Annotated in this window: 21 protein-coding genes; 10 read left to right on the top strand and 11 right to left on the bottom strand. The window is 63.0% G+C overall.

Going from position 1 to position 20,342, the window contains the following annotated elements:
- Window positions 1-7 precede the first annotated feature (7 nt).
- Window positions 8-331 carry a DUF3392 domain-containing protein gene (locus tag CWE01_RS32280; RefSeq protein ID WP_060781995.1) on the top strand — a complete coding sequence of 108 codons (324 nt, stop codon included), beginning with the start codon at window positions 8-10 and terminating at the stop codon, window positions 329-331.
- Between the two features lie 22 nt (window positions 332-353).
- On the opposite strand, the gene trmB is transcribed toward CWE01_RS32280, so the two are convergent.
- From trmB to CWE01_RS32260, 4 genes are all read right to left on the bottom strand, one after another.
- A complete protein-coding gene (trmB, locus tag CWE01_RS32275; protein ID WP_100944606.1) occupies window positions 354-1,079 on the bottom strand; it encodes a tRNA (guanosine(46)-N7)-methyltransferase TrmB in 726 nt (241 codons plus the stop codon).
- 9 nt (window positions 1,080-1,088) lie between these two features.
- Window positions 1,089-1,883, bottom strand: coding sequence for a thiazole synthase (locus CWE01_RS32270; protein ID WP_100944605.1), 795 nt, complete (start codon window positions 1,881-1,883; stop codon window positions 1,089-1,091).
- A 66-nt stretch (window positions 1,884-1,949) separates the two neighbouring features.
- Entirely contained in the window at window positions 1,950-2,150 is a 201-nt protein-coding gene (thiS, locus tag CWE01_RS32265) for a sulfur carrier protein ThiS (RefSeq protein WP_100944604.1), read from the bottom strand.
- A gap of 87 nt (window positions 2,151-2,237) precedes the next feature.
- Window positions 2,238-2,615 (bottom strand): DUF423 domain-containing protein, encoded by a 378-nt coding sequence (locus tag CWE01_RS32260; protein WP_100944603.1) that lies wholly within the window; start codon window positions 2,613-2,615, stop codon window positions 2,238-2,240.
- 70 nt (window positions 2,616-2,685) lie between these two features.
- Between CWE01_RS32260 and mtgA the strand changes: the two genes are divergently transcribed.
- Window positions 2,686-3,408 (top strand): monofunctional biosynthetic peptidoglycan transglycosylase, encoded by a 723-nt coding sequence (mtgA, locus tag CWE01_RS32255; RefSeq protein ID WP_100944602.1) that lies wholly within the window; start codon window positions 2,686-2,688, stop codon window positions 3,406-3,408.
- Window positions 3,409-3,594: 186 nt separating this feature from the next.
- Here mtgA and rpoH read toward each other — a convergent pair whose 3' ends face one another.
- The 4 genes from rpoH to ftsY form a co-directional block, all read right to left on the bottom strand.
- Complete coding sequence (gene rpoH / locus CWE01_RS32250; protein WP_100944601.1) at window positions 3,595-4,449, bottom strand: RNA polymerase sigma factor RpoH; 855 nt, start codon at window positions 4,447-4,449, stop codon at window positions 3,595-3,597.
- A 129-nt stretch (window positions 4,450-4,578) separates the two neighbouring features.
- Window positions 4,579-5,601 (bottom strand): permease-like cell division protein FtsX, encoded by a 1,023-nt coding sequence (gene ftsX / locus CWE01_RS32245; protein WP_100944600.1) that lies wholly within the window; start codon window positions 5,599-5,601, stop codon window positions 4,579-4,581.
- Window positions 5,598-6,269: a cell division ATP-binding protein FtsE gene (ftsE, locus tag CWE01_RS32240; protein ID WP_100944599.1), complete on the bottom strand. Its 672-nt coding sequence runs from the start codon at window positions 6,267-6,269 to the stop codon at window positions 5,598-5,600. Before ftsE ends, ftsX begins: the two co-directional genes overlap by 4 nt.
- Window positions 6,266-7,765: a signal recognition particle-docking protein FtsY gene (ftsY, locus tag CWE01_RS32235; protein ID WP_100944598.1), complete on the bottom strand. Its 1,500-nt coding sequence runs from the start codon at window positions 7,763-7,765 to the stop codon at window positions 6,266-6,268. The genes ftsE and ftsY overlap by 4 nt, the downstream gene beginning before the upstream one ends.
- Before the next feature lie 174 nt (window positions 7,766-7,939).
- Between ftsY and CWE01_RS32230 the strand changes: the two genes are divergently transcribed.
- From CWE01_RS32230 to CWE01_RS32205, 6 genes are all read left to right on the top strand, one after another.
- Entirely contained in the window at window positions 7,940-9,292 is a 1,353-nt protein-coding gene (locus CWE01_RS32230; protein WP_100944597.1) for a pitrilysin family protein, read from the top strand.
- Window positions 9,289-10,779, top strand: coding sequence for a pitrilysin family protein (locus CWE01_RS32225; protein ID WP_100944596.1), 1,491 nt, complete (start codon window positions 9,289-9,291; stop codon window positions 10,777-10,779). The genes CWE01_RS32230 and CWE01_RS32225 overlap by 4 nt, the downstream gene beginning before the upstream one ends.
- Window positions 10,779-11,393: a 16S rRNA (guanine(966)-N(2))-methyltransferase RsmD gene (gene rsmD / locus CWE01_RS32220; RefSeq protein WP_100944595.1), complete on the top strand. Its 615-nt coding sequence runs from the start codon at window positions 10,779-10,781 to the stop codon at window positions 11,391-11,393. The genes CWE01_RS32225 and rsmD overlap by 1 nt, the downstream gene beginning before the upstream one ends.
- Before the next feature lie 112 nt (window positions 11,394-11,505).
- Window positions 11,506-12,852, top strand: a complete 1,347-nt coding sequence (locus CWE01_RS32215; protein WP_100944594.1) for a pitrilysin family protein — start codon at window positions 11,506-11,508, stop codon at window positions 12,850-12,852.
- Window positions 12,845-14,308: a pitrilysin family protein gene (locus CWE01_RS32210; RefSeq protein WP_100944593.1), complete on the top strand. Its 1,464-nt coding sequence runs from the start codon at window positions 12,845-12,847 to the stop codon at window positions 14,306-14,308. Before CWE01_RS32215 ends, CWE01_RS32210 begins: the two co-directional genes overlap by 8 nt.
- Before the next feature lie 78 nt (window positions 14,309-14,386).
- Window positions 14,387-15,442 carry a hydrolase gene (locus CWE01_RS32205; RefSeq protein ID WP_100944662.1) on the top strand — a complete coding sequence of 352 codons (1,056 nt, stop codon included), beginning with the start codon at window positions 14,387-14,389 and terminating at the stop codon, window positions 15,440-15,442.
- A gap of 27 nt (window positions 15,443-15,469) precedes the next feature.
- Here the strand turns inward: CWE01_RS32205 and CWE01_RS32200 are convergent, their stop codons facing one another.
- The 3 genes from CWE01_RS32200 to CWE01_RS32190 form a co-directional block, all read right to left on the bottom strand.
- Window positions 15,470-16,459, bottom strand: coding sequence for a hypothetical protein (locus CWE01_RS32200; protein WP_157815316.1), 990 nt, complete (start codon window positions 16,457-16,459; stop codon window positions 15,470-15,472).
- Window positions 16,460-16,533: 74 nt separating this feature from the next.
- A complete protein-coding gene (locus tag CWE01_RS32195; RefSeq protein WP_100944591.1) occupies window positions 16,534-17,388 on the bottom strand; it encodes a sulfurtransferase in 855 nt (284 codons plus the stop codon).
- Window positions 17,389-17,442: 54 nt separating this feature from the next.
- Window positions 17,443-18,129, bottom strand: coding sequence for a TetR/AcrR family transcriptional regulator (locus CWE01_RS32190; protein WP_100944590.1), 687 nt, complete (start codon window positions 18,127-18,129; stop codon window positions 17,443-17,445).
- A 174-nt stretch (window positions 18,130-18,303) separates the two neighbouring features.
- On the opposite strand from CWE01_RS32190, the gene CWE01_RS32185 reads away from it, so the two are divergent.
- Both CWE01_RS32185 and CWE01_RS32180 read left to right on the top strand, forming a co-directional pair.
- The gene (locus CWE01_RS32185; protein WP_100944589.1) at window positions 18,304-19,734 is read left to right on the top strand and encodes a coniferyl aldehyde dehydrogenase; all 1,431 of its coding nucleotides are present in this window, start codon (window positions 18,304-18,306) and stop codon (window positions 19,732-19,734) included.
- 28 nt (window positions 19,735-19,762) lie between these two features.
- Complete coding sequence (locus tag CWE01_RS32180) at window positions 19,763-20,305, top strand: twin-arginine translocation pathway signal protein (protein WP_100944588.1); 543 nt, start codon at window positions 19,763-19,765, stop codon at window positions 20,303-20,305.
- Window positions 20,306-20,342 lie beyond the last annotated feature (37 nt).

The following is a 20,342-nucleotide window of genomic DNA, read 5'->3' as shown; positions in this document are numbered from 1 at the left end:
AAACCCCATGGACCTGGTACTCGACCTGCTCGCCACGGTATCGCGTTGGAGCCGCAGCAACCTGTCGGAAATCGCCCTGGCGCTGGTGGGCTGCCTGCTGGTGCTGTTTGGCGCGGATATCAAGGGTTGGATCGATCAACGCCTGGGCAGCATCGCCGGCGCCTTGCGCGTACCGCTGCTGGCCCTGCTGTGCATGATCGGCAGCGGCGCGGCCTTGATCTATGCCACGCCCTGGGTGGTGCGCGGCCTGAGCCAGTTCAACAACTACAGCCTGGCGCCGGTGTTGTTGGTGGTCCTGGTGTTGATCGGGGTGGTGGCGGATCGGCGCTGAGAGCGCTTCACCGCCACAGGCCTCAGGCCAGCTTCTCGAACTTCAGGTCCCAGACCCCATGCCCCAGTCGCTCGCCGCGGCGTTCGAACTTGGTGATCGGGCGTTCGGTCGGACGCGGCACGCATTTGCCGTCTTCGGCCAGGTTGCGATAACCCGGGGCAACGTTCATCACTTCCAGCATGTATTCGGCATACGGCTCCCAGTCGGTGGCCATGTGCAGGATCCCGCCGACCTTCAGCTTGCTGCGCACCAGCTCGGCAAAGGACGCCTGGACAATACGCCGCTTGTGGTGACGGCTCTTGTGCCACGGATCCGGGAAAAACAGCATCAGCCGGTCCAGGCTGTTGTCCGCCACGCAGCGGTTGAGCACTTCAATGGCGTCGCAGTCATAGACCCGCAGGTTCTTCAGGCCCTGGGTCAGCACGCCATTGAGCAGCGCGCCGACACCCGGACGGTGCACTTCGACACCGATAAAGTCCTGCTCGGGGGCCGCTGCCGCCATCTCCAGCAGGGAATGGCCCATGCCGAAGCCGATTTCCAGCGAGCGCGGCGCGGAACGACCGAACACCTGGTCGAAATCCACCGGCGCATCGGCCAGCGGCAGGACGAACAGCGGCGTGCCCTGCTCCAGGCCCTTCTGCTGGCCTTCGGTCATGCGCCCGGCGCGCATCACGAAACTCTTGATACGGCGGTGTTGGCGCTCTTCGCCTTCTTCCGCCTGGATTGGCGTGTCGTTCGATTCAGTCATCAAAGGCTCTTACTTGATCAGACCATCCAGCGGCGAGGAAGCGCTGGCATAGAGTTTTTTCGGCATGCGCCCGGCGAGGTAGGCCAGGCGACCAGCAACGATGGCGTGTTTCATGGCTTCGGCCATCAGGATCGGCTGCTGGGCGTGGGCGATGGCCGAGTTCATCAGCACCGCCTCGCAGCCCAGCTCCATGGCAATGGTGGCGTCGGAGGCGGTACCGACACCGGCATCCACCAGCACCGGGATCTTGGCTTCTTCAAGGATGATCTGCAGGTTGTACGGATTGCAGATCCCCAGGCCAGTGCCGATCAGGCCGGCCAGCGGCATGACCGCGATGCAGCCGATTTCCGCCAGTTGCCGGGCGATGATCGGGTCATCGCTGGTGTAGACCATCACGTCGAAGCCTTCCTTGACCAGCACTTCGGCGGCCTTGAGGGTTTCGATCACGTTGGGGAACAGGGTTTTCTGGTCGGCCAGGACTTCCAGCTTCACCAGGTTGTGGCCGTCCAGCAGCTCACGGGCCAGGCGGCAGGTGCGCACGGCTTCGATGGCGTCGTAGCAGCCGGCGGTGTTCGGCAGGATGGTGTAGCGATCCGGCGGCAGGATATCCAGCAGGTTCGGCTCGCCCGGGTTCTGCCCCAGATTGGTCCGGCGTACGGCCACGGTAACGATCTCGGCACCCGAGGCCTCGATGGCCAGGCGGGTTTCTTCCATGTCGCGGTATTTGCCGGTCCCCACCAGCAGGCGGGACTGGTAGGTACGGCCGGCCAGCACGAAGGGCTTGTCGCTGCGAACAGTGCTCATTCGGAAATCCTCTTGAAAGGTTGAGGGCTTGCAGAGTGGATCAAGACTGCGGGACCGCAGGGGCGATTAACCACCGCCGATAGCGTGCACCACTTCGACCTGATCACCTTCACGCAGGGCGGTGTCGGCATGCTGGCTGCGCGGGACGATATCCAGGTTCAGCTCCACCGCCACCCGCCGCCCGACCAGGTCAAGCCGGGCCAGCAACGCCGCGACGGTCTCGCCATCGGGCAGTTCAAAGGGTTCACCGTTCAATTGAATGCGCATGCGCCGGGCTGCCATCATTTTTAGGGGTCAGCATTCTAGCCCGATCAGTCCGGGCGACCCAAGCCATTCGTCGACCTGGCGGTCAGCTCAAGCCGCCTGCAGGCGCCAGGCGGCCAGACCGAGGCAGAACCAGCCGATCAGGAAGCCCAGGCCGCCGAACGGGGTGATGATGCCCAGCTTGCTCACACCGGTCAGGGTCAACAGATACAGGCTGCCGGAGAACAGGATAATCCCGATGGCGAACGAAAGGCCGGCCCAGGTGACCAGACGCCCCGGAATATGCGTCGCCAGCAGGGCCACGCCGAACAGCGCCAGGGCGTGCACCAACTGATAGGTCACGCCGGTGTGGAAGATCGCCAGGTATTCCGCGCTCAGGCGGTCTTTCAGGCCGTGGGCGGCAAAGGCACCGAGGGCGACACCGGTAAAACCGAAAAAGGCGGCCAGCAGCAAAAAACCACGCAACATGACGAACTCCATTCAGGGGGCACAGGGTCTGTATAATGGCCCGCTCCCACGCCCCGGCCAAGCCATCTCTATGTTGCAATTCCTTTTCCGCCGCCTCCTCACCGTCCTGAAATGGTTCGCCATTGGCAGTGTGTTGCTGGTGTTGCTGTTTCGTTGGGTGCCGCCGCCCGGGACCGCGCTGATGGTCGAACGCAAGATCGAGTCCTGGACCGATGGCGAGCCCATTGACCTGCAACGCAGCTGGCGCCCGTGGGAGCAGATCTCCGACGAGCTGAAAGTGGCGGTGATGGCCGGCGAGGATCAGAAATTCCCCGAGCACTGGGGCTTCGACTTCGATGCGATCCAGGCCGCCTTTGAACACAACGAGCGCGGCGGTTCGATTCGCGGCGCCAGCACCTTGAGCCAGCAGGTGTCGAAGAACCTGTTCCTGTGGTCGGGGCGCAGTTATTTGCGTAAAGGGCTGGAAGCCTGGTTCACCGCGCTGATCGAACTGACGTGGCCCAAACAGCGGATTCTCGAGGTGTACCTGAACAGCGTGGAGTGGGATGACGGCGTGTTCGGCGCGGAAGCGGCGGCACGGCATCACTTCGGCGTGAGCGCGGCGTCACTGTCGCGTCAGCAGGCCAGCTTGCTGGCGGCGGTGCTGCCCAATCCGCGGGAGTGGAGCGCCAGTCACCCGAGCACCTACGTGGCACGCCGAGCCGGCTGGATTCGCCAGCAGATGAGCCAACTGGGCGGGGATGACTACCTGGTGGGGCTGAACAACTCGCGCAAGGCACCCTGGGCACTGTGACCTCCAGGGCCCCATCGCGAGCAAGCTTGCTCCTACAGTGTCACGGTGTGCCACAATTTTGTGAACGACGGCTGGCCCTGTAGGAGCAAGCTTGCTCGCGATGAGGCCTGTCCAGACGCCGAAAATTTCGAACGTCGAAACAAAAACGCCCCGATCAGATCGGGGCGTTTTTTATTGCCTTAGTGCTTAAGCGGCAATCGACAGCTTCAGCTTGTTCATCGCACTCTTTTCCAGCTGGCGAATACGCTCGGCCGAAACATTGTACTTCTGCGCCAGGTCGTGCAGCGTGGCTTTCTCTTCCGCCAACCAGCGCTGGTAGAGAATGTCGCGGCTGCGCTCGTCGAGCACTTCCAGGGCCTCATGCAGGTTGCTGTTGGAGTTTTCGCTCCAATCGGCATCTTCCAGCTGACGCGCCGGGTCGTACCGGTGGTCTTCCAGGTAGTTGGCCGGAGACTGGAAAGCGCTGTCGTCGTCGGCTTCCGCCGCCGGGTCGAAGGCCATGTCCTGGCCGGTCAGACGGCTTTCCATCTCGCGCACTTCACGGGGCTCCACACCGAGGCTTTCGGCCACGCGATGGACTTCCTCGTTGTTCAACCAGGCCAGACGTTTCTTCTGGCTGCGCAGGTTGAAGAACAGCTTGCGCTGGGCCTTGGTGGTGGCCACTTTCACGATGCGCCAGTTGCGCAGGATGAACTCGTGGATTTCCGCCTTGATCCAGTGCACGGCAAACGACACCAGGCGCACACCCATTTCCGGGTTGAAGCGCTTCACGGCCTTCATCAGGCCGACGTTGCCTTCCTGGATCAGGTCAGCCTGGGCCAGACCGTAGCCGGAATAGCTACGGGCGATATGGACGACAAAACGCAGGTGGGCGAGCACCATCTGCCGAGCCGCCCCAAGATCCTGCTCATAATAGAGACTCTCGGCCAGTTCACGCTCCTGCTCCGGCGTCAGCAACGGAATGCTGTTCACCGTGTTCACGTAGGCTTCCAGGTTCGCACCCGGGACCAACGCGTAGACAGGTTGCAAAGAAGTGGTCATACGAAAAAACCTCCGACTCACATAACTCGTGCAGTGATGCACTGCGAAAATTGACCAGGAACCGTAGGACAAGTTCCCTAAACCACCAATACGGTCAATACAAACGAAACCACATTAATCTGACATTAACTACTTCGGTGCCAGCTCACGTAAATGCCGTGCGACCGCAATCCAAGCACCGATATACCCCAAGAGCACCGCCCCAAGCAACAATGACAGACCATCGGCAACCGGCACGCCGGCCAGGGCGAAATCGCTGCCGTAGAGACCGGCCAGCCCGACCACCGCGTCATTCAGCCAGTTCAAGCCGTAAGCCAGCACGCCCCAGGACAAAAACCCGGCACCAAAGCCATAAAGCGCGCCCATGTAGAGAAAAGGCCTACGCACATAGCTATCAGTGCCGCCGACCAGTTTAATCACTTCGATCTCGGTGCGGCGGTTTTCAATATGAAGACGAATGGTATTGCCTATCACCAAAAGTAATGCAGACACCAACAGCACCGTCAGGCCGAAGACAAACCGGTCGCCCAGCTTGAGAATAGCCGCCAGGCGCTCGACCCAGACCAGGTCCAGCTGAGCCTGTTGCACCTTGGGCAACTCGGCCAGGCGCTGGCGCAGGGCCTCCAATGTCGCCTTGTCGACTTCGTTCGGCGTCACCAGCACCACCCCCGGCAAGGGGTTCTGCGGCAATTCCTTGAGGGCTTCGCCCAGGCCCGACTGCTGCTGGAACTCGTCCAGGGCCTTTTCCTTGCTGATGTACTCGGCATCCGCGACGCCGGGCATGGCCTTGATCTGTTCGCTGAGATTCTCGCCTTCGGTCGGGCTGGCATCCAGTTGCAGGTACAGGGAAATCTGCGCCGCGCGCTGCCAGGAGCCGCCGAGGCGCTCGACATTGTTCAGCAGCAGCGACAAGCCCATGGGCAGGCTCAGGGCCACGGCCATCACCAGGCAGGTAAAGAAGCTGCCGATCGGCTGCTTGCCCAGGCGGCGCAGGCTGTCCACCAGGCTGGCGCGATGGCTTTCGATCCAGGCGCGCAGCAGGGTACCGAAGTCCGGGCCGTCGTCTTCGTCGCGCTTTTTCTTCGGGGCCTGCGGGTCGGAGGCCTTCGGGGCCACCCGTTCGGCGACTTTGGGGCTGCGGGTCGCACTCATTCGCCTGCCTCCCCGTCGCCGATCAATCGGCCGCGTTGCAGGGTCAGCATGCGGTGACGCATGCGGGCGATCAGGGCCAGGTCGTGGCTGGCGATCAGCACGCTGGTGCCCAGGCGGTTGATGTCTTCGAACACCCCCATGATTTCCGCCGCCAGGCGCGGGTCGAGGTTACCGGTGGGTTCGTCCGCCAGCAGCAGGGCCGGCCGATGGACGATGGCGCGGGCAATGCCGACGCGTTGTTGCTGGCCGGTGGAGAGGTCGCCGGGGTAGAGGTCGGTCTTGTCCGACAGCGCCACGCGCTCCAGGGCCGAATCCACGCGTTTGACGATCTCGGCCTTGGACAGGCCGAGGATCTGCAACGGCAAGGCAACGTTGTTGAACACCGTGCGATCGAACAGCAACTGGTGGTTCTGGAACACCACGCCGATCTGCCGGCGCAGGAACGGAATCTGTGCGTTGCTGATCTGGCCCAGGTCCTGCCCGGCCAGCAGCAGCTTGCCGGTGGTCGGACGCTCCATCGCCAGCAGCAGGCGCAGCAGGGTACTTTTGCCCGCGCCGGAATGCCCGGTCACGAACAGGAATTCACCACGACGTACCCGAAAGCTCAGTTCATGCAAGCCGACATGACCGTTCGGATAGCGCTTACCGACCTGTTCGAAACGAATCATGAACGCTCCCGCTCAGCGAAAAGGGCCTGGACAAAGGGTTCGGCTTCAAAGGTCCGCAAATCGTCGATCCCTTCGCCGACGCCGATGTAACGAATCGGCAGGCCAAATTGCTTGGCCAGGGCAAAGATCACCCCGCCCTTGGCGGTCCCATCGAGCTTAGTCAATGCCAGGCCGGTCAGTTGGACCGTCTGGTTGAATTGTTTGGCCTGGTTGATGGCGTTCTGCCCAGTCCCGGCGTCGAGCACCAGCAGCACTTCGTGCGGCGCCTCCACGTCGAGCTTGGCGATCACCCGGCGAACCTTCTTCAATTCTTCCATCAGGTTGTCTTTGGTGTGCAGGCGACCGGCGGTGTCGGCGATCAGCACGTCGATACCGCGCGCCTTGGCCGCCTGTACCGCGTCAAAGATGACCGAAGCCGAGTCGGCACCGGTGTGCTGGGCGATGACCGGGATCTGGTTGCGCTCGCCCCACACCTGCAATTGCTCCACCGCCGCCGCGCGGAAGGTATCGCCCGCCGCCAGCATGACTTTCTTGCCGTCGAGCTGCAGTTTCTTCGCCAGCTTGCCGATGGTGGTGGTCTTGCCGGCGCCGTTGACGCCCACCACCAGGATCACGAACGGTTTGTGCTGCGAAGTGATCTTCAGCGGCTGTTCGACCGGCTTGAGCATCGCGGTCAGCTCGGCCTGCAACGAGGCGTAGAGCGCGTCGCTGTCGGTCAACTGCTTGCGCGCGACCTTCTGGGTCAGGCTCTGGATGATCACCGAAGTGGCTTCGACACCCACGTCGGCGGTCAGCAGACGGGTTTCCAGCTCTTCGAGCAGGTCGTCGTCGATGGCTTTCTTGCCCAGGAACAGGCTGGCCATGCCTTCGCCAATACTGGCGCTGGTCTTGGACAGGCCCTGCTTGAGGCGGGTGAAGAAGCCGACCTTGGTTTCTTCGGAAACGGGCTTGGCCGGTTCGGCGGCCACGGGCTCTGCCACCGCAACTGGAGCCGGCGCAACCACAGGTGCCACGACTGGCGCGGGTGCCGGGACTGGTGCAGGTGCAGGTGCAGAGACTGGAGCTGGAGCTGGAGCTGGAGCTTCGACAATCGGCGCAATGACCGGCGCTGGCACCGGCTCGGCGATGAACGGTTCAGGCGCGGCCACTTCAGCGACCGGCGCGATAGCCGTCAGCGGGATCGGCGGGGTGATATGCGGCGCCTGGACATCCTCGACCAGGGCCACCGGCTCCTCGGCCACGGGCAAGCTCAGCCAGGGCTCATGTACCGGAGCAGCCGGTGCGGTGGTGGCAGGCGCTTCGACCAACGGCACGCTGACCGGCAACGGCTCGGCAGCCACCGGCAACGCCTCGCTCACTGGCGCGGGCGTGGCCTCAGGGGTCGGTTGTGGCTGTTCGACGACGGCTTCCTGCGGTTTTTTACGCAGCCATCCGAACAGGCTTTTTTTCTCGCCAGCCGGGGCTGGGGTCTTCTTGTCGTCGTTGGAACCAAACATGGAGGACGGCTATCTCACGGTAGCGACGCGCCAAGGTGGCGCTTCGGCAAATAATATTCTGATGCGCAACAGACTGCCTTTTGACCAGATTGTTCGCGCGCAACGCAGTATCCTAGCACCTCCTCGCCCGCCGACGCTAAGATCACGCGGGCCGTACTACAGGTTTGAAAACGAATGAATGCTCTAGCCCGCCGTGCCGCTGGCCTGTTGCTCAGCACGCTTTGTCTACCCCTGGCCGCCTTGGCCGCCGACCCGCAACCGACCCACGAATTCACCCTCGACAACGGCCTGAAGGTCGTGGTCCGCGAGGATCACCGCGCGCCCGTGGTGGTCTCGCAGATCTGGTACAAGGTCGGCTCGAGCTACGAAACCCCTGGCCAGACCGGCCTGTCCCACGCCCTGGAACACATGATGTTCAAGGGCAGTTCCAAAGTCGGCCCAGGCGAAGCCTCGCTGATCCTGCGGGACCTCGGTGCCGAAGAAAACGCCTTCACCAGCGACGACTACACCGCTTATTACCAGGTCCTGGCCCGCGACCGCCTGAGCGTGGCCCTGGAGCTGGAAGCCGACCGCATGGCCAGCCTGCGCCTGCCGGCCGACGAGTTCAGCCGGGAAATCGAAGTCATCAAGGAAGAACGTCGCCTGCGCACCGACGACAAGCCCATGGGCAAGGCCTTCGAGCGCTTCAAGGCGATGGCCTACCCGGCCAGCGGCTACCACACGCCGACCATCGGCTGGATGGCTGACCTCGATCGTATGAAGATCGAAGAACTGCGCCACTGGTACCAGTCCTGGTATGTGCCGAACAACGCCACCCTGGTGGTGGTCGGCGACGTCACCCCGGATGAAGTCAAAACCCTGGCCCAACGCTATTTCGGCGCCATCCCCCGGCGGGACACGCCGCCGGCGAAGATCCCGCGGGAACTCGACGAGCCTGGCGAACGCCTGATCACCCTGCACGTGAAGACCCAGTTACCGAGCCTGATGTTCGGCTTCAACGTGCCGAGCTTCGCCACCGCCGAAGACAAGCGTTCGGTCACCGCCCTGCGCCTGATCGCCGCCCTGCTCGACGGCGGCTACAGTGCGCGCCTGCCGTCGCAACTGGAGCGCGGCGAAGAGCTGATCTCCGGCGGCTCGTCGAGCTACGACGCCTACACCCGTGGCGACAGCCTGTTCCTGCTGACGGCCACTCCCAACAGCCAGAAGAAAAAGACCCTGGCCGACACCGAGGCCGGCCTCTGGCGCCTGCTCGACCAGCTGAAAACCCAGGCACCGAGTGCCGAAGAGCTGGAACGCGTACGCGCCCAGGTGATCGCCGGCCTGGTCTACGAACGTGACTCCATCACCAGCCAGGCCAGCGCCATCGGCATCCTGGAAACCGTCGGCCTGTCCTGGAAAATAATGGACAGCGAATTGTCCGACCTGCAAAGCGTCACGCCGCAGGATATCCAGAACGCCGCCCGTACCTATTTCACCCGCGAGCGCCTCAGCGTCGCCCATGTATTGCCCGAGGAGAGCGCCCAATGAGTCAGTCCAAGGGGCCACGTTTCGCCCTGCTCGCCCTGACCCTCGCCGTCGCGGCGGGCGGTATCGGCTTTTATCTGTTCGATTCGCGCAATTCCGAGGCCAGCCAGGCCCTGGACGAGGCCAAGTCCGCTCACAAGCTGCAATCCCTGGCCGAACTGGACGGCAAGGCGCCGGCGCACCGCACCCTGAACGTGCAGACCTGGAAAACCGCCGAAGGCAGCAAAGTGCTGTTCGTCGAAGCCCATGAACTGCCGATGTTCAACCTGAACCTGACCTTCGCCGCCGGCAGCAGCCAGGACGGCAACGCCGCGGGCCTGGCCGCGCTGACCAACGCCATGCTCAACGAAGGCGTGGCCGGCAAGGACGTCGGCGCCATCGCCCAGGGCTTCGAAGGCCTCGGGGCCGACTTCGGCAATGGTTCCTACAAGGACATGGCGATTGCTTCGCTACGCAGCCTCAGCGCCCCGGACAAACGCGAGCCGGCCCTGAAGCTGTTCGCCGAAGTGGTGGGCAAGCCGACCTTCCCTGCCGACTCCCTGGCACGGATCAAGAACCAGTTGCTGGCCGGTTTCGAATATCAGAAGCAGAACCCCGGCAAGCTGGCGAGCCTGGACCTGTCCAAGCGCCTGTATGGCGATCACCCCTACGCGCACCCGAGCGAAGGCACGGCCCAGAGCATTCCGCCGATTACCCTGGATCAGCTGCGCGCCTTCCATGCCAAGGCCTACGCGGCCGGCAACGTGGTGATCGCGCTGGTCGGCGACCTCTCGCGCAGCGAAGCCGAAGGCATCGCCAGCCAGGTCTCCGCCGCCCTGCCCAAGGGCCCGGCCTTGCCGAAGATCGCCCAGCCGGCTGAACCGAAAGCCAGCGTCGGGCATATCGAGTTCCCGTCCAAGCAGACCACCATCCTGATGGCCCAACAGGGCATCGACCGCACCGACCCGGACTACGCAGCCCTGTCCCTGGGCAACCAGATCCTCGGCGGCGGCGGTTTCGGTACCCGCCTGATGAGCGAAGTGCGGGAAAAACGCGGCCTGACCTATGGTGTCTATTCGGGCTTCTCGCCGATGCAGGTCCGGGGTCCGTTCCAGATCAACCTGCAAACCCGCGCCGAAATGAGCGAAGGCACGCTCAAACTGGTGGACGAGGTAGTCGCCGACTATCTGAAAAACGGCCCGACCCAGAAGGAAGTCGACGACGCCAAGCGCGAAATGGCCGGCAGCTTCCCGCTGTCCAATGCGAGCAACAGCAGCATCGTCGGCCAGTTGGGCCTGATGGGTTTCTATGACCTGCCGCTCGACTACCTGGAAAACTTCGTGCAGCAGACCCAGGCACTGACCGTCGAGCAGATCAAGTCGGCGATGAACAAACACCTGAGTGTCGACAAGATGATCGTCGTCACCGCAGGGCCCACGGTGCCGCAAAAGCCCCTGCCGCCACCGACTGACAAACCCGCCGAGCAGCCGCTCGGGGTTCCGGAGCATTAATGGCCAGCCCATCGCGTCCCAGCAAGAAACCCGCTCACCCGCATAACGGTGTGAATCAACTGCGTATCATCGGTGGCGAATGGCGCAGCCGACGCCTGAGCTTCCCGGATGTCCCGGGGCTGCGGCCGACCCCGGACCGGGTGCGTGAAACCCTGTTCAACTGGCTGGCGCCCTATGTCGCCGGGGCCAAGGTGCTCGATCCATTCGCCGGCAGCGGCGCCTTGTTCCTCGAGGCGCTGTCCCGTGGCGCGGCCATGGGCCAGGCGCTGGACGCCAGCAACCTGGCGGTGGCCAACCTGCGCGAGCACCTGGGCACCCTGCGTTGCAGCGTCGGCCAGGTGCAGACCGCCGACGCCATGCGCTACCTGGAAACCCAGACGGCCACGGCCTTCGACCTGGTGTTCCTCGACCCGCCGTTCAACCAGAACCTGCTGCCCGGCATCTGCGCCCTGCTGGAAGAACGCCAGTGGCTGGCCGACGACGCCTGGGTCTACACCGAAAGCGAAAACGCGCCCTCGGGCCTAGGCCTGCCGGGCAACTGGCGCCTGCACCGCGAGCAGAAGTCCGGCCGGGTCCACTACGCGCTGTGGCACCGCAGCGTAGCCAGCCAATAACCTGAGCGGCGGTTCGAGCCAAGTCTCGGGCCGCCCTCACTATCCCGCTACCGCCCGCTTATTCGTCATCCGGATCAAGGTGTTCCTTTGCAACTCAAAAGGCCCCTGAAGGATGAAACGCCCCGCCCCCCGGCGTGCACTCGGCTTGCTTTTCCTGCCAGTCATCGCCCTCGCCACACCCTCGCCCAGCACCCACGAACTGATGCTCGACAACGGTTTGAAAATCATCGTGCGCGAAGATCATCGAGCCCCCGTCGTGGCGGCCCAGCTCTGGTACAAAGTCGGCTCCAGCCACGAACCGCCGGGCGAATCAGGACTTTCCCATGCCCTGGAACACCTGTTGTTCCAGGGCAGCAGCAAAGTCTGCCCCGGCCAGGCGTTCCAGATCATGGAGCGCCTGGGCGCGCGGATCAACGCCTTCACCAACCATGACACCACCACCTACGAATACCTGATGCCGCGCCATGCCCTGGGCGTCGCGCTGGAAATCATGGCCGACCAGATGGGTTCCGCCCAGCTTTCGCCCGCCGCCTTCCGGCGTGAAATCGAGGTGATCAAAAACGAGCGGATGCAGAACGTCGACGACACCCCCGAAACCCTGCTCGACGAGAAGCTGCGCACCATCGCCTTTACCACCAGCGGCTATCGCACCTCGACCATCGGCTGGCAACACGACCTGCAACGCCTGAACATCCAGCAACTGCAACGCTGGTACGCCACCTGGTACGCGCCGAACAACGCCACCCTGGTGGTGGTCGGCGATATCACCCCCGGGGAGGTCGAAGCCCTGGCCCGACGCCACTTCGCCGACCTGCCCAGCCGGACGCTGCCCGCAACCCGGCGCCCGCTGGAGCTGAACGAGCCGGGTGAGCGGCGGATCATGCTCCAGACCCGCAATGAGTTTCCCAGCCTGATCATGGCGTTCAACGTGCCCAGCCTGGTCACCGCCGCCAACCCGCATACCGCGTACACCTTGCGCCTGCTCAACGAGCTGCTCGGCGTCGGCTCCGGTTCGCGGCTTTTCAGAGAGTTGAAGTTCCACGAAGAGTTGGTCACCCGGGCTCGCTCCCGTTACGAGGCCTTCAACCGGGGAGACGCCTTGTTGAAGATTGTCGTCGACCTGGACACCCTGAAAAATCCCAGCCTGGACGACCTTCAGACACGTCTGTGGCAACTGCTCGACGAGCTCAAGCGCACGCCTGTCAGCGCGCAGGAGCTTGAGCGCGCGCGCACCCGGATGATGGCGCGACGCGTCTTTGCCCTCGACTCGCTGGAAAACCAGGCGCAGAAACTCGGCGGCCTGGAAAGCGTCGGCCTGTCATGGACCCTGGAAAAACAGGAAGAAGAGCAACTGAAGGCCGTCACGCCCCAGGACATTCAACACGCCGCGCAAACCTACTTCACCCACGAGCGACTCAGCGTTGCCCTGGCCAGCCCCGGGGAAACCCACCATGAATAAGACTCACCCGGTGTTATCGAACGCCCTGCTGGCACTGCTCGCCACCCTGGCCATCCCTGGACCAATGGCATCGGCCGGCGCCGAACGGTCGACCGTCAATCCCCTGCAATCCCTGAGCGAGGTCCAGCACCTGGCACCCACCCCCACTACCCGCGTTATCCGCGGCTGGAAAACCCTCAGCGGAACCAAGGTGCTCTTCGTTGAAACCCATGGCCTGCCGTTGCTCGATGTGGCCGTGAGCTTTGCCGCGGGCAGCCGTTACGACGGCGAGCAACCCGGCTTGGCGGCCATGGCCCTGAGCCTGCTCAACGAAGGGTCGGAGGGTAAGGATGTCGACACGATCCTGAGCGCATTCGACAGCCTGGGGGTAAAGATCGGCAATGGCATCGACCGCGACCATGGCTATTTCACCCTGCGCAGTCTCAGCGACGAAACCATCCGCACACCGGCCTTGCAGTTGTTGAGCGAAGTGTTGAGCAAGCCCAGCTTCACCCGCGATGCCATTCGCCGGGTAAAGAGCGAGATCCTCGACCGGCAGATGCGCCAGGATGCCGCCTTTGACACCTGGGTCAATCACCGTTTTCAACCACCGCTCTACCCACGACACCCGTATGCCCAGCCTCTCTACGGCACCCGGGAAAGTATTGGAAAAATCACGACCGATCAGCTGCGGGACTTTCACAACAAGGCTTACAGCGCGGGCAATGCCATTATCGTGCTGGTCGGCGATCTCTCGCTGGAGCAGGCACAGAGCATCAGCGTGAAGCTTTCCGATGCCTTGCCCAAAGGTCCGGCGTTGCCACCCACCGCCAACCCCCGACCTGAAGACAGCCTCGTCGGCACCACCCATATCGAACGGTCGAGCACCCTGGTTCATCTGGATTTCGCCCAGATCGCCGCGCCCCGGAATCATCCCGATTACGTCGCCCTCTACGTGGCCAGCCTGATCTTTGGTGGCGGTTTCGATAGCCGTCTGATGAAAGTCTTGCGCGAACAGCACGGCGTCACCTACTCGGCGGAGGCCCAACTCAAGAACTGGCAAGCCCGTGGCCCGTTCCATATCAACCTCTCGACTCCGCCCGAATACCGCGAGGCCGTTATCCGGCGGGTCAAACGGATGTTCGAACAGCTCCTGAAAGACGGCCCGACCGAGCAGGAACTGCAGAACATCAAACTGAGCCTGCGCGGTGACATGGCGCTCAATGGCGCCAGCAATGCGGATATCCTCCAGGCGCTACTGGTGATCGCGCGTCACGACCTGCCACTGAGCCTGACGGACTACGCCGAACAGGCCCAGCAACTGACCAGAGAAATGATCAAGGCCGCCTTGAACGCACATTTCGACGCCAACAGTTGGGTGGTGACCAGTACCGGCCCGAGCGTCGCCCAGCAAGCGTTGCCCGATCTCCAGGTGCAGGGCCCCACTTGCCTGCCTCACGCCCTGCCGCCCGGATAAAAAGCTGCGGCAATGGACAGGACTGTGGCAATTTAGATGCATCGCACACACAAGCGTGGCTGCCATGACGACTTGCTGATGTCAGCACCCGACCTGTCCATTCCCACTCCGAGACTCGCTGCGTTGCCGCCATTTTCCCAACCCACTCGACTACCGGGTTTCACCCCTGCCACAGGCCTGGGCAACCCGCACCTGCAAACCTTGTGGGGGCCGCTCTGGCGCAAGACCGTCCACCTCGACCGCCGGCGCGAACGCCTGTGGCTTGACGACGGCGACTTCCTCGACCTCGACTGGCACGGCCCGCACGCCGCCGAGACGCCGCTGGTGCTGGTGCTGCACGGGCTGACCGGCTCGTCGAACTCGCCTTATGTCGCCGGTTTGCAACAGGCGCTGGGCAACCAGGGCTGGGCCAGCGTGGCGTTGAACTGGCGGGGCTGCTCGGGGGAGCCCAATCTGCTGGCGCGCAGCTATCACTCCGGGGCCAGCGAAGACCTGGCGGCCACAATCGCCCACCTCAAGGCCCAGCGCCCGCTGGCGCCACTCTATGCCGTCGGCTACTCCCTGGGCGGTAACGTGCTGCTCAAGCATCTGGGAGAAAGTGGCCAGGACAGCGGCCTGCAAGGCGCCGTCGCGGTGTCGGTGCCGTTTCGCCTGGACCAGTGCGCCGACCGCATCGGCCAGGGCTTTTCACGAATCTACCAGGCGCACTTCATGCGCGAGATGCTGGTCTACATCAAGAACAAGCAGCGCCAGTTCCAGCACGACGGGCGGATCGAGGGCCTGGCAACCCTGAGCGACCTGGGGCCGCTGACGGGGATGCGCACCTTCTGGGATTTCGATGGCCGGGTCACCGCGCCGTTGCACGGTTTTGCCGATGCGCAGGATTATTATCGGCGCGCCTCCAGCCGCTATTTCCTCGGGGCGATTCGCACCCCGACGCTGATTATCCAGGCCAAGGACGACCCGTTCGTGTTTCCCCACAGCCTGCCCGAGCCTGGCGAACTGGCACCGGGCACCCAACTCGAACTGCAGGCCAAGGGCGGGCATGTGGGGTTCGTCGACGGCTCGCTGGGCAAACCGACTTACTACCTGGAGCGCCGCATTCCGCAATGGCTGGCCGCTAGGGGATGTTGAGCGGAATGTGCGGCGCCTGGCTATCGATCAGGCATATTCATGGTAGGTAATAGCGCCAAGCGGCGTGGCGATATCATTCAATAGGGGCACCATTACTTGCCCATCCGAATAGCCATCTGGCTGATCATCCGCCCAGGCAAAAACCTCGGCTTCGAGTTCGGCATCCACTTGCCAGTCTTCGAGCATTTCAATCTCACGCTCTTGCGAGGGCCCGTCGTCGGACCCCGAGACTACTGCCAATAGCTCGTAGTCCTCAGCCTCGTCCGCTTTCGGCTCGAGCTTATCGGCCATGTCTGCCAACTCTTTGAACTCGGGGCCTCGCAATGCCCATGTCTGCATGTCCAAAGCGACGCCTACGTCCAGATCCAGGTCCAGATCCATATCCCTGGCATAGATCCGATCCAACACCTCAGCCAGCGGCCCGTCCTCACCCATGAATGAAACCAATGCCCCGACAATCTCCTCCTCGGCGGCCTGTAGAAAGCCTTCGAAATCGCTCATCTCCCCGTCACGAACCAGGCGCAGGCCGAGCTCACGGATATTTAACGAGGTGCTGCCCGCGACCAGGCCAACCAGGTAGTCAATGCTCCCTGAAAACCGCGCCAATGGTTCATCGGCCAGTTGATCGAGTGCACCGGCATCAAACTGACGGAAGACAAGCTGCGCCTGAGTCGAAATATTCGAGGTGGGGTGCAGTGCCTCCTGAATCAGCTGAAGGGAGGCCTGATGCAGTTCGAGCGCCCGGGCCTCGAACGCCGTGCAGGTCTCGACACTGTTGCCCAGCAACACACTACGGCCCAGCGCAAGCATCTTCTGATGGGTATTGTTCGCCAGCGTTTCAAAGTGTTTGGCGAGAGGTTCCATCGGCCCGCTGTATCGTGGCTCGGCAGGGGTTCGCGCCCCCGCCAATTCGTCCATTTCCTCTACCGACCTCGGATCGGGTTGATTATTCAACACGGCCTGTCCCATAAAAATCTCCTGTATTCGTTCTATCAAAGAGGTTTCTACAGCGTGCATTTCTCCACGCTCGTGGGATTAAGCCGGTGATGGAATCCGGCGTGTAGGTAGATAAATCTCGGCCTCCCGAATAATCAGTCGCCCGTCGCCACCGCTCGCTGCGGATCGGTAATCCACTCGCTCCAGGAGCCGGCATACAAGGTCCCCAACGGATAGCCCGCCAGGCACAGGGCAAACAGGTTGTGACACGCCGTCACCCCGGAGCCGCAATACGCCACCAGTTCCCGCGGCGAGCGATCCCCCAGCTTGGCGGCGAAACGCTGCTTGAGCTGATCCGCCGGTAGAAAACGCCCATCCGCATCCAGGTTCTCGTTGAACGCCGCGCACTGTGCGCCCGGAATATGCCCGGCCACCGGATCGATTGGCTCCACTTCACCACGAAAACGCGGCAGGGCACGGGCGTCCAGCAGGGTCAGCGACGACTGTCCAAGGCGCTGCTGCAAGTCTTCGACGCTGATCTGCAGCGCAGCGTCCGGCGTCCCTTCGAAGGCTCCCCGGCCGGCGGTCGGAGGGTTCAGGCTCAGCGGCTGTCCGGCGGCATGCCAGGCTTTCAGGCCACCATCGAGCAGGAACACGCCGTCGCGCTTGCCCAGCCAGGCCAGCAGCCACCAGGCGCGGGCGGCGTACATGCCCGGGCCGTCGTCATAGAGCACGACCTCGCTGTCGGCACTGATACCCCAGGTCCGCAGGCGCTCGACCAGGGTCGCCGCGTCCGGGAGCGGATGGCGCCCGGTCAGGCCCTTGGTCACCGGGCCACTCAGGTCGCGCTCCAGATCGGCGTGGTGCGCGCCTTCGATATGCCCCTGGGCATAACTGCGCTGCCCGTAATCCGGGTCATCAAGGGCAAAACGGCAATCCAGGATCACCAACCCGGGCCGGGCCTGGCGTTCGGCCAGTTGCCGGGGGCTGATCAGTTGCGCAAGGGACATGGCGAACTCCTCATTGATGAAGTAAATAATCGACGGCCTGGCGACAGGCGCGGCCTAGCTTTCCGATGCCTGGTTGCCTTCATCCAGAGCCAGGGCCAACGGCACATAAAATTCATTGAGCAACTTGTCCACCGCCGCCCGCGACTGCGCGGTGACAAAACCCGACTCCAGCACCAGCACCTGATAGACCCCACGCTTGATCGACTCTTCGCTCAGGTGGTGGGCGTTCTCGCGGGTGGTACTCAGGAAGCGTACCCAGGAGGTCAGGATAATCCAGGCATTGAGGGTCAGGGACTCGGTCTGCACGGCATCCATGCCCAGGATCCCGGCCTCGACAAAACCCGTGTAGATCGCCTGCCCCTGGATCAGGCAGCGCTGGGAAAAACGTCGGTAACGGGCGGCCAGTTCGGCATCGCTTTCCAGCAGATGTTCGAGGTCGCGGTGCAGGAAGCGGTAACGCCACATCGCCGCGAGCAAGGCCTTGAGATAGAAACGCTTGTCGTCGATGGTCGCCGCGCGGCCCTGGGGCGGGCGCAGGAAGCTGTCGACCAGGGCTTCGTACTCGGCGAACAGCACGGCGATGATCGCCTGCTTGTTGGGGAAGTGGTAGTAGAGGTTACCCGGCGAAATATCCATGTGCGCCGCGATATGGTTGGTGCTGACACTGCGCTCGCCCTGCAGATTGAACAGATCCAGGCTGTTCTGGACGATGCGTTCGCTGGTTTTTATTCGAGGGGCCATGACTTCAGCTTTACTTCCAGAAGACGGTATCGGCCATCTTACGGCCTATCCGGTTACGGATAAATCGCCATGATTCTCAGCCGCTATCAGAATGCACAGGCACTGCCTGTTGACTTTCTGGAGTATTAGCTCTAAACATTTGTTTAAAAATAAAATCACACACTGGAGCGCGCCATGTCTGCCGAAATAGCCTATCTGCAGGAGTCTCAGCAGCAACTGGACCAACTCCAGCGCCAGTTTCAAGCGCAGCGCCAGGCTTACGCCGCGCACCCCATGCCCCCCGCCGAGCAACGTCGGCAATGGCTCGACAGCCTGCGCCAACTGCTCAGCGACGAACGCCAGGCGCTGATCGACGCCATCAGCCAGGACTTCGGCAACCGCAGCGCCGATGAAACCCTGCTCGGCGAACTCATGCCCAGCCTGCACGGCATCCAGCATGCCCGCCGCCACCTCAAGGGCTGGATGAAAGCGTCACGCCGTAAGGTGGGCCTGGCCTTCCAGCCGGCCTCGGCCAAAGTCGTCTACCAGCCACTGGGGGTGGTCGGCGTGATCGTGCCCTGGAACTACCCGCTGTTCCTCAGCGTCGGCCCGCTGGTGGGCGCGTTGGCGGCGGGTAATCGGGTGATGCTCAAGCTCAGCGAGTCGACCCCGGCCACCGGTCTTTTGCTCAAGGAACTGCTGGGCCGGGTGTTCCCGGAGGATCAGGTGTGTGTGGTGCTCGGCGAGGCCGAGATCGGCATGGCCTTTTCCAAGCTGCCGTTCGATCACCTGCTGTTCACCGGTGCCACCAGCATCGGCCGGCACGTGATGCGCGCGGCGGCGGAAAACCTGACCCCGGTGACCCTGGAACTGGGTGGCAAGTCGCCGGCCATCGTCTCCCAGGACGTGCCCCTCAAGGACGCCGCCGAACGCATCGCCTTCGGCAAGACCCTCAACGCCGGCCAGACCTGCGTGGCGCCGGACTACGTGCTGGTGCCGGAAGATCGGGTCGGGTCCTTCGTCGAAGCCTACCGCCAGGCGGTGCGCAGCTTTTATCCGACGCTGGTCGACAACCCGGACTACACCAGCATCATCAACGACCGCCAACTGGCACGGCTCAACGGCTACCTGAGCGACGCCACCAGCAAGGGCGCGCTGCTGATTCCGCTATTCGACCAGGGCCAGGGTCGGCGCATGGGCCACAGCCTGCTGCTGAACGTCAACGATGAGATGACGCTGATGCAGGACGAGATCTTCGGCCCGTTGCTGCCCATCGTGCCGTACAAGGGCCTGGATGAGGCCTTTGCCTACATCAACAGCCGGCCTCGCCCCCTGGCGCTCTACTACTTCGGCTACAACAGGAGCGAACAGCAACGGGTGCTCGATGAAACCCATTCCGGCGGTGTCTGCCTGAACGACACCCTGCTCCATGTGCCCCAGGAAGACCTGCCCTTCGGCGGCATCGGCCCCTCGGGGATGGGCCATTACCACGGCCACGAAGGTTTCCTGACCTTCAGCAAGGCCAAGGGCGTACTGACCAAGCAGCGCTTCAACGCGGCACGGCTGATCTATCCGCCTTACGGCAAATCGATCCAGAAACTGATCCAGAAACTCTTCGTTCGTTGATGTTCCACTGCCCAGGTGAATAACAAGAATGCCAAGCCTGTCTGAATCTCCCGTACTGAGCCGTCGCGGCGTCCTGAAAATCGGCCTCTGCGCCGGTGCCTTTCTCAGCAGCGCCGGGCTTGTCGCCAGCCTCAGCGGCTGCTCGGCCGGCCATCCGGCCAGTGGTTTTGCCGTGTTGCAGGCCAACGACCTGCCTTTTTTGCAGGCACTGATCCCGGTGATGCTCGAAGGCGCCGTCGCCGCCGAGAAAATGCCCGCCGCCATCGACCAGACCCTGGCGAGCCTGGACTACAGCCTCGACCACCTGTCGCCGGAAATGCTCAAGCTGACCCGGCAGCTGTTCGACGTCCTCGGCATGGGCATCACCCGTGGACCGCTGACCGGCATCTGGGGCAGTTGGGAAAATGCCAGTGACACGCAGATCCACGGTTTTCTCGAACGCTGGGAAAACAGCTACCTGAGCCTGCTGCGCATGGGCCACGCATCGCTGCTGCAACTGGTGATGATGGCCTGGTACAACCGCGCCGAAGCCTGGGCGCACTGCGGTTATCCAGGCCCGCCGAAGGTCTGATCCTTGTAGATGCCCGGTTTCTGACAAAACAACAATA

The organism is Pseudomonas sp. QS1027, from assembly GCF_002814235.1.
Classification (GTDB): Bacteria; Pseudomonadota; Gammaproteobacteria; order Pseudomonadales; family Pseudomonadaceae; genus Aquipseudomonas.
This window is presented reverse-complemented; position numbering and strand designations above follow the sequence as displayed.